Origin of the sequence: Catonella morbi ATCC 51271, assembly GCF_000160035.2 — a bacterium.
GTDB classification, from domain to species: Bacteria; Bacillota; Clostridia; order Lachnospirales; family Lachnospiraceae; genus Catonella; species Catonella morbi.
Genome location: NZ_KI535366.1, coordinates 138,351 through 149,470, shown reverse-complemented (window position 1 = coordinate 149,470; position 11,120 = coordinate 138,351). Strand labels below are relative to the sequence as shown.

Annotated in this window: 7 protein-coding genes; 1 reads left to right on the top strand and 6 read right to left on the bottom strand. The window is 36.5% G+C overall.

Features of this window, described 5'->3' with window-relative positions; genetic code table 11:
• Nucleotides 1-226 precede the first annotated feature (226 nt).
• The gene (locus tag GCWU000282_RS00710) at nucleotides 227-1,447 is read right to left on the bottom strand and encodes a ribonuclease E/G (protein ID WP_023353048.1); all 1,221 of its coding nucleotides are present in this window, start codon (nucleotides 1,445-1,447) and stop codon (nucleotides 227-229) included.
• 129 nt (nucleotides 1,448-1,576) lie between these two features.
• Between GCWU000282_RS00710 and GCWU000282_RS00705 the strand changes: the two genes are divergently transcribed.
• Entirely contained in the window at nucleotides 1,577-2,191 is a 615-nt protein-coding gene (locus tag GCWU000282_RS00705) for a hypothetical protein (RefSeq protein WP_023353047.1), read from the top strand.
• A 55-nt stretch (nucleotides 2,192-2,246) separates the two neighbouring features.
• Here GCWU000282_RS00705 and GCWU000282_RS00700 read toward each other — a convergent pair whose 3' ends face one another.
• From GCWU000282_RS00700 to GCWU000282_RS00680, 5 genes are read right to left on the bottom strand one after another with little or no spacing between them, the layout of a single operon-like run.
• Nucleotides 2,247-5,468 carry a DEAD/DEAH box helicase gene (locus tag GCWU000282_RS00700; RefSeq protein ID WP_023353046.1) on the bottom strand — a complete coding sequence of 1,074 codons (3,222 nt, stop codon included), beginning with the start codon at nucleotides 5,466-5,468 and terminating at the stop codon, nucleotides 2,247-2,249.
• Between the two features lie 36 nt (nucleotides 5,469-5,504).
• Nucleotides 5,505-6,941, bottom strand: coding sequence for a TrkH family potassium uptake protein (locus tag GCWU000282_RS00695; RefSeq protein WP_023353045.1), 1,437 nt, complete (start codon nucleotides 6,939-6,941; stop codon nucleotides 5,505-5,507).
• 5 nt (nucleotides 6,942-6,946) lie between these two features.
• Complete coding sequence (gene trkA / locus GCWU000282_RS00690) at nucleotides 6,947-8,305, bottom strand: Trk system potassium transporter TrkA (protein ID WP_023353044.1); 1,359 nt, start codon at nucleotides 8,303-8,305, stop codon at nucleotides 6,947-6,949.
• A 15-nt stretch (nucleotides 8,306-8,320) separates the two neighbouring features.
• Entirely contained in the window at nucleotides 8,321-9,862 is a 1,542-nt protein-coding gene (miaB, locus tag GCWU000282_RS00685; RefSeq protein WP_084295314.1) for a tRNA (N6-isopentenyl adenosine(37)-C2)-methylthiotransferase MiaB, read from the bottom strand.
• Nucleotides 9,863-9,879: 17 nt separating this feature from the next.
• Nucleotides 9,880-11,118: a glutamate-5-semialdehyde dehydrogenase gene (locus GCWU000282_RS00680; RefSeq protein ID WP_023353042.1), complete on the bottom strand. Its 1,239-nt coding sequence runs from the start codon at nucleotides 11,116-11,118 to the stop codon at nucleotides 9,880-9,882.
• Between the last annotated feature and the right edge of the window lie 2 nt (nucleotides 11,119-11,120).

The following is an 11,120-nucleotide window of genomic DNA, read 5'->3' as shown; positions in this document are numbered from 1 at the left end:
GTACTTCATCCAAATCAATAATGATCTGGCATCTGCATCGAATTGTTTTGGATGTTTTGTTTTTTCGGATGACAGATTTTAAGATTTTTAATTCGTTATCCGTAAGTTCGATTTTATACTTTTTTGGTCTTGCCATATAAATCACCGCCGTTTCTTTTATTTTATCATAAAACGGCAAAAATAGCCAGAAATATTTTGTTAAATATCAATATGTCAATACACTAGGCTAACACATTTTAGTACTATTATCAATCAGGATTTCATAAATCGGCTTGCCTGTTCTTCTCCTCGTAAGCTCCATCAGTCCTAATTTTGTTATATCTGCCACATTACTTTTGGTACTGTCTTCTTTCAGAAAATCTTCCATTGCATTTATCAGCTCTTTACCTCTGGATTTAGGTATTTCTATAAAGTCCACTATTATAATTCCTGACAGGTTTCTAAGCCTTAACTGGTCTGCTATCTCCCTTGCAGCTTCAAGATTTATCTTCATAAATGTTTCCGTATTGGTAGACTTCCCGGTAATAGCCTTACCTGAATTTACATCTATAATTGTAAGTGCCTCTGTATATTCTATAACAATATAGGCACCTGATTTTAGCCAAACCCTCTTAGACAGAGCTTTCTCAAGAGTAGTATTTATAGAATACAGGGCAGACAGGCTCATCATTTCATCTTTGTAAAAGAAAAGCTTTTTTATATCCTTTTCAGAAAATTCCTTCAAATACTCTTTATACTCATTATAAGTTTCTTCATCATCAGTCATTATCTTTTCTATTTTCTCACAGTTATCTCTTATAAGACTTAAATGTTCAGGGATCTCCTTAAATATTCTCTCGTACTTAACCCCATGTTTACCTCGATTGATAATTGAAACAAACTTTACATAGAGGTCATAAAGTGTATCTTCCAGCTCTTTGTCAGAGAGATTTAAGGCAGATTTTCTGATTACCCCTCCTGCTCCGGTTTCGGTAGCAAATTTTTCTCCGACTGACATAAACCTTGACTTGATTTCTGTAAAATCAGCTTCTTCCCTATATTTTGAAGACAGATGTATCTTATCTAAATTCGGTTTAAGCACAGCATACTTACCTATAAAAGTAAAGTCTGTTGTAAGTGAGTATGACTTGGTCTTGGTAGGTAGCTTTGCTATCTGAACCAAAATCAAATCATCTATAACAGGTGTTCCTCCGGGCTTTCCGTTTACATAGATTATCTTCATATCAGGTGTAAGCGGCAGATATGCCTGAATTCCCGGAAAAATCTCTACAAAGCAGGCATTGATATTTTTAACTATATTCTCTACCCTGCCCACTACGATATCACCGATATTGAAAGACACTTCTCCATCGGTACTCTCGGATATCTTAAATTCTTTTATATCAAAATCGTCTGTAAGCGCAGAAACCAGTCTGCCTTTTATTTTAGTTGAAATAATTCTTATCATAAATTCCTCCGGATATAATTATAGCAAATTTAAGTAAAAATTTCATCTTTTTTACTGGATATATATAATTTTGTTTGGTAAAATATACATGGTCATAAAAACAGATATTTTACCTAAAAGGAGCAAAGAATGATTAATAACGAAAATGAATTAACCAAAACTGATGATGAAAAAGTTGTATTAAAGGATGAAGTCTTTCCTTATCCGGATGGTGAAAGTGAAATCGTCTATAAAGATGAAGTATCTTATGATGAAAATATGGAAAAGGCTAAAAATGTGGAAATAGCAAGAAATACCTATGTTTACACCAATGCGGAAGATTCTTTCAATGAAAATATGTCAACTGCCTGGTCTTTCCTCGGTATAGGTGCTGCGGGTTTCATATTTACTCTCTTAAATATACTGGGTGTACTAAATATTATGCAGGGATTTATGCAAAAGGGAGTTGCTGCTCTTCTTTTCCTTGGCTTTATGATATATGGAGTAATTGTTATCAGAAGCAAAAAAGATATGCTTGCAAAGGTGGAGAAGGAAAAGGCTGACAGAAAGAAATATACAGACTGGATGAAGGAAAAATTTACCGAAGAAGTACTGTCAAATCTTGGCACAATGGAGGCTTCTGCCGAAGAGCTTGAACTCTTGCAGATTAATTATATGAGCGAAGAACTTGTAAGACATTTCCCTGAGATTAACCCTAACTTTGCTGACAGACTGGCTGAAGATTTTTTTGAGGAGAAGGAATAATCCTTCTCCTCAAATTGACTTCTTAGGAATAAACTCAATTTTTAATGAGGAGTATCTAAAAATTAAACAAATCTTCAACCTCTTCTTTAGTCAGCTTATTGATGAATACCTCTCCTGCCTTGATAACAGAATCAGCAAGGTTTTTCTTTTTCTCCTGAAGCTTATATATCTTCTCTTCTATTGTGCCTTTAGTTATAAGCTTAACCACATTTACACTGTTCTTCTGTCCTATTCTGTACACTCTGTCCGTAGCCTGATCTTCCACAGCGGGATTCCACCAAGGATCATAGTGAATAACCATATCAGCTCCCACAAGGTTAAGTCCCGTACCGCCGGCTTTAAGTGAAATCAGATACACCTCTCTGCTTCCGTTATTGAAAGCCTTTACATCCTCACTTCTCTGTGCGATAGGAGTTGAGCCGTCCAAATAATAATAGCTTATCTTAAGCTTTTTAAACTCCTCCTCTACCAGGTTCAGCATAGAGGTAAACTGTGAAAATACAAGGATTCTATGACCGCTTTCCACCGCATTTTGCACAAGCTGAAGCAGGAGACTCAGCTTACCCGAACCACCCTCATAATTTTCCAAAAAAGTGGAAGGATGGCAGCAAATCTGTCTAAGTCTTGTAAGAGAGGCAAGTATCATCATCCTGCTCTTTTCAAAACCGTTCTTATTAATTTCATTATTTATCTTCTTTTTCATATCTTCAAGATAAGACATATAAACTTCTTTCTGTTCATCCGTCATATCCGATACCATCTTTTTCTCAGTCTTTTCAGGGAGTTCCTCAAGCACATCCTTTTTCATCCTTCTCATTATAAACGGTTTGATATGAAAATTAAGCTGCTTAAGCGCCTCTTCACTTTCAAATCTCACTACAGGTTTTTCATACATGTTCACAAACTTAGAATGTGAATACAGATAACCCGGCATAAGGAAGTCAAAAATTGACCAAAGTTCAGAAAGGTTATTCTCTATAGGTGTACCTGTAAGAGCAAACCTGTGAGCTGCATTAAGCATTTTAACCGCCTTCGCATTACGGCTGTTAGGATTTTTGATAAACTGCGCCTCATCCAAAAAAGCTGTATCAAAACTGATATCCCTAAGCAGTTCAATGTCTCTTCTAAGAATAGGGTAAGAAACCAATACTACCTGATAATTTTTACAATCAGCAATCAAATCTTTTCTGTCGTTAGGGTTGCCCAAAATCATAATAGTACTAAGCTCAGGGCAGAAATTCTCTATCTCATCCTGCCAGTTATACAAAAGTGACGAAGGGCAGACAACTATAAAGGTCGCCTCTTTGTTCTTTTTCCAGGTAGAAACAATGTAGGTAATGGCCTGTAAAGTCTTACCAAGTCCCATATCATCAGCAAGTATTCCGCCCAGATAATACTTGGCAAGTGAAGTAAGCCATTCAAAACCCACTTCCTGGTAAGGACGAAGTTCTGCTTTGATTTCACTCGGAATTTCTGGTTTTACTTTTTCAGGATGTTTAATTTCCTCTATAAGTGCAGTAAATGACTTATCAGCCTCTATTTCATATAAACCTTCATCAGCAGCCTGATTCAGATAAAACGCATAGTCGAGAGAGGTGTATATTTTACCGTCTATAATATCACCTTTACTGCTTCCTATCTTATCTATCAATTCATTTAACTTGCTAAGCTCTCCACCGCCTGTAAGGTCGATGAAACTTCCGTTTTTAAGTCTGAAAAATTTCTTTTTCAGTTTAAGACTGTTGAAAAGGTCTGTAAGCTCATCACTTGATAGTCCGTCAAAATCAAAATCAACCTCTAACATATTGTTTTCACTTTGAACACGAACTGAAGTCTTAGAAATCTTCGGAGGATTTATCTTAATCTTCTTAAATTTTTCAGAATAAAAAAGTTCGTATTTTTCAGCTAAATTTTCTATACTGTTTTTCAGAAAATCATAAATATCCTTTTCATCAGATAAATAAAAATACAGTTCTTCCCTGATAAATCCCAAAGCTTCAATATCTTCAAAGCATTCTGCCTCACGGCTCGGTTTTCTTACTATAACCGCCTTTACATCAGGCATTTTAAGAAACGGGTTAAACTTATATTCTCCGTAAGCCGTAATAACCTCAAGCTTGATACTTCCCTTATATATGTCCATATAAAGTTCAAATTTGACATTTTCCGTTATATAATTATCTTTTAACGCCTTCGGAATGGTTAGTGAAAAAGTCTCATGTATTCTCGGTAATACCACATTAAGAAAACGTTCTTTTTCCTCCCCTTCAAACACAAGCGCATCATCTTCGCCGTCATTCGGTGTATGATAAAACGGCAGAAAATGCCTTGTAAATATTCTGTCAGGATGATAAATAGCATTGTCATAGTAAAATAAATTACCTTTTTCATCTAAAGGAATTATACGCTCATCATCCCAGGATAAAATAATTGAATCATCTTCATCAGATAGATTCAGGTAAAAATTAAGGTCAGGCTTACCCAATACAAAGCTTATATTTTCAAATTTTTCCTCTGCAAAGGTGAAATTAAAAGGCAATTTAAGTATCTTTAACAGTCTTAAAAACATATGCCTGTCAAAGAAAACATCGGATTTTGCAAATATTCCTGCTGAACTTCCTTTACCGACAATTTCCTGTATGTCAAGAATTTCACAAAGAAAGTCAAGCACAGCTTCTGAATCATGGTCAAATCTGTTCTCTCCCGGAAAATAGGAAAAATCCTTCCCAAGTGAAATAGGCTGTCCATGGATATAGTCAGATAAAAATTTTCTTATATTCTGTACCTTATAAAGTCTGGTGCTTCCTGCCATTATGCTTACCGCGGCTTTTACTGAATCATCCACTCTAAGCATTGCGTCAAGATTTATATTCAGCTTTACATGAAAAATATCGCCAAATCCGGCCATATAATCCATATTGTCAAAATAGTCCAATATCCTTGTTATCCGTCTTTTCTCACCGGATTCTATCTTCTGCTGTTTACGTCTGTCTGAATAATCATTTATAAAAAGCATAACTGCAACAACATGTTTACAAGCTCCCGGGTGCCTTCTGCTTGCGGGGCAATTACATTTATACTCTATTTTACCCTGAGAGGTTAATTCAATGTCAACAGTGTACTCACTTTTACCCTGCACAGTTGCTCTGTAATGCTCTTTACTTTTAGACTTTGAGATAGTCTTTATTGCCTTTGCAGAATAATATCTTACTCCCCTGTTATAAGTAACATCATCTGTTGCCAAGCTTTTGATAAGTGCCCTATTAATCTCCACCATATTATCCCTTCTAAAATGATTATATGTTGTGTGTAATTATTTTTTGCTCCAGGTAGCTCTTGAAAATAGCAATAACATTGGGAAAATCTCCAATCTTCCTGCCAGCATATCAAAGGTTAATACTATTTTCGACAAATTTGAAAACCCTGAAAAATTTCCTGTAGGTCCTACTTTGCCAAGTCCCGGACCTATATTATTAAAAGTTGCAACAACAGCCGTAAAGCTTGATTCAAAATCAATATTATCAAGAGATATTATTAAAAATGAAACCGCCATTATCATCAGATAAGAAACAAGATAAACATTCACATTCCTTATAACCGAATGTTCTACAGTTTTACCATCCATCTTAAGTATTTTGATGCTTTTCTGATGAATCATTCCAACAATTTCTTTTTTTACGGTTTTAGCATAAATAAGCAGTCTGGATACCTTCATGCCACCGCCCGTACTTCCGGCACAGGCTCCTATAAACATAATGGCAACCAACACATTCTTTGAAAACATCGGCCAAAGATTAAAATCAACTGTACCATATCCTGTAGTGGTAATTACCGAAGCTACCGAAAAGAAGGCATGATGAATGCTTAAATACAGTTCATTCAGGCTTCCATAATTAATTACAATTAAAGTAACCGCAGTAAAAACTATAATCAGATACCATTTTACTTCTTCTATCTTAAATATATCTTTAAACTTCTTTCTCAATATTAAAAAATATACATTGAAGTTAATTCCGAATAAAAGCATAAAAACAGCTATTACAGCCTGCTGTAATATAGTATAGCCGCCACAACTGTCATTATGTATTCCAAAACCGCCTGTGCCTGCCGTACCGAAAGTTATACATACAGCATCAAAAGGATGCATTCCTGTTATAAGTAAAATAAGCATCTGGACTAAAGTCATTCCAAGATAAATCTTATATAAATAAGAGGCTGTTTTCTTTACATTAGGAACAAGCTTGCCTACAGACGGACCGGGACTCTCCGCCCTCATAAGATGCATATCCACTCCCCCAAAAAGAGGCAGTATTGCAAGAATGAATACAAGCACTCCCATTCCACCTATCCAATGAGAAAAGCTTCTCCATATAAGTACACAATGTGGTAATGGTGTTAAATCAGTTATAACACTTGAACCTGTTGTAGTAAAGCCTGAGGCTATCTCAAATAAGGCATCTACGTAATTAGGCAGCACACCCGTAATTACAAAAGGAATAGCCCCTATAAGACTTATAACTATCCAGGTAAGTGAACAGATAACAAAGCCTTCTCTTGCATAAAACCTTTTATTTGCAGGTTTTTTAAGTGTAATCAGTCCACCGGCTAAAAATGAAAATATAGAACAGCCAAGAAAAACAAAACCTTCCTTTTCACCATAAATAAGTGCGGTAATGGCCGGCAGAAGCATAAATGCTCCTTCAAAATTAAGTACCCAGCCCATAATATAAGCTACAATTAAATAATTCATATCTCTTACTCAGCAAGAATATCATCTATACTGCCAAGCCCTGTATTGGTAGTAATGATAATAACGCTGTCTCCTTTTTGAATAATGTCTTTACCTGAGGGCGTAATAACCTGATGGTTTCTGTAAATAGCAGCCACAATTACATTTGGCTTTATATTGAGTTTCTCTAAGGTTTTCTTGGTTATTTTGGAATCCGATTTTATAAGGAATTCCAAAGCCTCTGCCTCATTCCCGAACATTTTATACAGAGTTTCAACATTACTTCCTTTTGAATTCTGCATAGAGCGTACATATTTAATGATATAATGTGAGGTTATATGCTTAGGTGCAACCACCGAACCTATAGGAAGCTCTCTTATTACTTCTTCAAACTCTATCTTATTTATCTTGGTGATTGATTTTGCTTTAGATATATGATGAGTATACATTGATAACAGTATATTCTCCTCATCAATATTGGTCAAGGTTACAACAGCATCCGCATTTTCAATTCCTTCTTCAAGCAAAATTCTTTTATCCGTAGCATCTCCATGTATGACTATTGCTTCAGGAATAAGCTCTGAAAGTTCGTTACAACGGGCATTATCAGCTTCTATTATTTTGACATCTATCTTAGCCTTTACAAGTTCAAGGCATAGATAATATGCAACTGTACCGCCACCGCAAATTATCACGTTTTTAATAGGTCTGGTGTTTACCCCTACCTTATTGAAGAAATCATAGGAATCCTTAAACTTAAGTATACAGGAAAATAAATCTCCTTTTTTTAATACAAATGAACCATTAGGAATCTCTACCTTTCCATCTCTTCTAACCATACAGATAAGCACATTGTTTGAAATAGTTTTTGAAAAGTCTATCAGGCTCATTCCGTCTAATATTGAATTCTCACCTATTGTAAGTGAAATGAGATTAACCCTTCCCTTATAGAAGGTATCCACCTCCAGTGCAGACGGGAAATGTATGAGTCTTGCTATTTCAAAGGCAGCTATCCTTTCAGGGTTAATTGCCATGGAAAGTCCGAGTTCTTCTTTTATATAGTTAATTTCCTCGTAATACTGAGGATTTCTGACTCTGGCTATGGTCTGACAGTTACCTGCCTTTTTAGCCATAAGACAGGATAGCAGATTTATTTCATCCTTATCTGTCACCGCTATCAGTAAATCTGCATCTTTAACATCTGCTTCAAGGAGCATCTTATAACTGGTTCCATCACCGCATACAGCCTGCACATCCAGTATATTTACTGCGTTTTGCAGAGCCACGCTATCCTTATCAATTATACAAATGTCATTTTTCTCGTTACTGAGCTCTCTCGCAAGAGCGTAACCTACCTTACCGCAACCAACTATTATGATATTCATTTTCTGTCTTCTCCCCTAGCTTAACTCACCCATTAAATAAAATCTACAGTTTTCAGTAATTTTAACCTTTAACAACTTTCCGATATAGTCTTCTTTATTATCGGTAGGCACTTTAAAATGTACCAAAGTATTGTCTGACATACGCCCTGTAATTATAAGCGGCTCCTCACTGTTTACTTCCTCAGCAAGCACCTCTGCCATACAACCTACCTTATTCCCAAACTTATCATCAGCATATTCTGCTACAGTATCCTGAAGCCTTTTAAAACGTCTTTTTACAGCTTCTGCATCTACCTGATCTTCCATAGTGGCGGCAGGTGTTCCGGTTCTCTTTGAATACTCAAACATATAAGCGCTCTGATAGCGTACCTCTTTTACAACATCCAACGTGTCTTCAAAGTCTTCTTCAGTTTCTCCGGGAAACCCTACTATAATATCAGTAGTAAGCGCAATATCCGGAATTCTTGTTTTTATTTTACCTGCAAGTTCGAGATATGACTCCTTGGTATAACGCCTGTTCATCCTTCTTAGCACATTGTTGCTGCCCGCCTGAAACGGAAGATGTATATGCTTACATATTTTCTCTGAATCCGCAATCACTTCGATCAGTTCATCAGAAAAATCCTTCGGATGAGGTGTCATAAACCTGATACGCTTTATGCCTTCCACCTTCTCTACCATTCTTAAAAGATTTGCAAAGGTAACAGGTTCTCCTTTCTCACCTTCAAGCCCTTTCCCGTAAGAATTTACATTCTGTCCAAGTAACATTATCTCTATTACACCGGCATCTGCAAGACATTTTACCTCTTTTACTATATCCCCGGGCCGTCTGCTTCTTTCCCTTCCTCTTACATAAGGGACTATGCAATAGGTACAGAAATTATCGCAGCCGTAGGTAATATTTACGCTTGCCTTAAATGAATATTTACGTTCATCAGGCAGGTCTTCAACTATTTTATCAGTATCCTTCCATATATCTACCAGCATAGAATGCTTGATTTTATATTTACCGTTTTTCTTTACAGGGTGATGAGCCGCATAACTTTTTAATGCAAACATTGCAAAAACAAGTTCAGCCAATTTATAAATATTATGAGTACCGTAAATTAAATCAATGAAAGAATAACTTTCTCTTAATTTCTGTACTACAGTTGTCTCCTGCATCATGCAGCCACAAAGAGCAATTATCATATTTGGATTAAGCTCTTTTAATTTCTTCAGATAACCCAGATTGCCATACACCTTCTGGTCTGCATTTTCTCTGATTGTACAGGTATTAAGTATTACAAAATCAGGACTTTTATCCTCTGTATTTTCAAACCCTATTTTTTCCAGTATTCCGGCTATTTTCTCAGAATCCCTGAAGTTCATCTGACATCCGAAAGTATTGCAGTTAAACGTCAGCCTCTTGCCCGCATTTTCACAAATAAGCTTATAAACTTCCGCGGCCTTTTCCATATAGTAATACTGTCTTTCAGGTTCATTTACAGGTTCAACCGCTCTCACTGCTTCAAAATCATAATCAACTTTAAATATATTATTTACTGTATTTTCCATTTTCATCCATTCTAAGTTTATTCTCTAATCTGACCGTCACCGAGGATTATATACTTCTCACAGGTCAGTTCTTTAAGTCCCATAGGTCCGCGCGCATGGATTTTCTGGGTACTTATTCCGATTTCAGCTCCCAGTCCGAACTCCCCTCCATCGGTAAAACGTGTAGAGGCATTTACATAGACACAGGCAGCATCTATCACTGAGGTGAAATACTCAGCATGCTGAATATTATCAGTTATTATAGTCTCAGAATGTCCTGTATTATATTTATTTATATGAAGGACTGCTTCCTCTATGCTATCCACGGATTTCAACGAGATAATTCTGTCAAGATATTCCTTACCCCAGTCTTCTTCTGCGGCAGGTACAAAGCCTTCACAGTACTTTTCCGCTTCTTCATCAGCCCTTATTTCAACTCCATGTTCAGACAAGGCTTTATATATAAGTGGTGCGAACTTATCCAGTACAGCCTTATGTACAACCAAAGATTCGCAGGCATTACATACTCCGAGCCTTGTTGTCTTGGCATTTACAATAATTTTCACCGCCATTTGCAGGTTTGCATATTCATCTACATAGACATGACAATTTCCGGTTCCTGTGTGAATAGCGGGAACTGTAGCATTTTTCACTACAAATTCAATCAGTCCTGCCCCTCCCCTCGGAATTACAAGGTCTACATAATCATTGGCCGTAATAAGCTCTTTTATCCCATCATGTCCTTCATCCTCTATATAGGTTACGGCATTTTCATCTATTCCGTTTTCTGCAAGTGCCTGTTTGATAGTCTTAACTATAGCCTTACAGGAATTTATGGCATCCGAACCTCCTCTTAGCACAACGGCATTTCCGCTCTTAAAGCATATACCGAAGGAATCGGCTGTTACATTCGGGCGAGCCTCATAAATCACACCGATTACTCCTATAGGCACTCTTTTCCTCCCAATCATAAGTCCGTTCGGTCTTTTAATCATAGAAGAAATCTCTCCTATCGGGTCTGATAGAAGCGCAAGCTCTTCCAAAGAAGCAGCAATGCCTTTTATTCTCTCATCAGTAAGCAATAGTCTGTCAAGTAAGCCTTCACTCATATTCTTACTTCTACCCGCTTCCATATCGAGCTTATTGGCAGCTATAATTTCATCGGAATTCTCTGTTATAAACTTAGCACAGTCTCTCAACACTTGATTTTTGGTATCTGACGAAAGCAAAGCAAGCTTATAAGAAGCATTTTTAGCAGCTTGTAATTTATTTATCATAT

Coding starts and splice junctions, on each gene's coding strand:
- GCWU000282_RS00680 (WP_023353042.1), bottom strand. CDS start 11,118: ATGATAAATAAATTACAAGCTGCTAAAAATGCTTCTTATAAGCTTGCT.
- trkA (WP_023353044.1), bottom strand. CDS start 8,305: ATGAATATCATAATAGTTGGTTGCGGTAAGGTAGGTTACGCTCTTGCG.
- GCWU000282_RS00710 (WP_023353048.1), bottom strand. CDS start 1,447: ATGATAAGAATTATTTCAACTAAAATAAAAGGCAGACTGGTTTCTGCG.
- GCWU000282_RS00695 (WP_023353045.1), bottom strand. CDS start 6,941: ATGAATTATTTAATTGTAGCTTATATTATGGGCTGGGTACTTAATTTT.
- miaB (WP_084295314.1), bottom strand. CDS start 9,862: ATGGAAAATACAGTAAATAATATATTTAAAGTTGATTATGATTTTGAA.
- GCWU000282_RS00705 (WP_023353047.1), top strand. CDS start 1,577: ATGATTAATAACGAAAATGAATTAACCAAAACTGATGATGAAAAAGTT.
- GCWU000282_RS00700 (WP_023353046.1), bottom strand. CDS start 5,468: ATGGTGGAGATTAATAGGGCACTTATCAAAAGCTTGGCAACAGATGAT.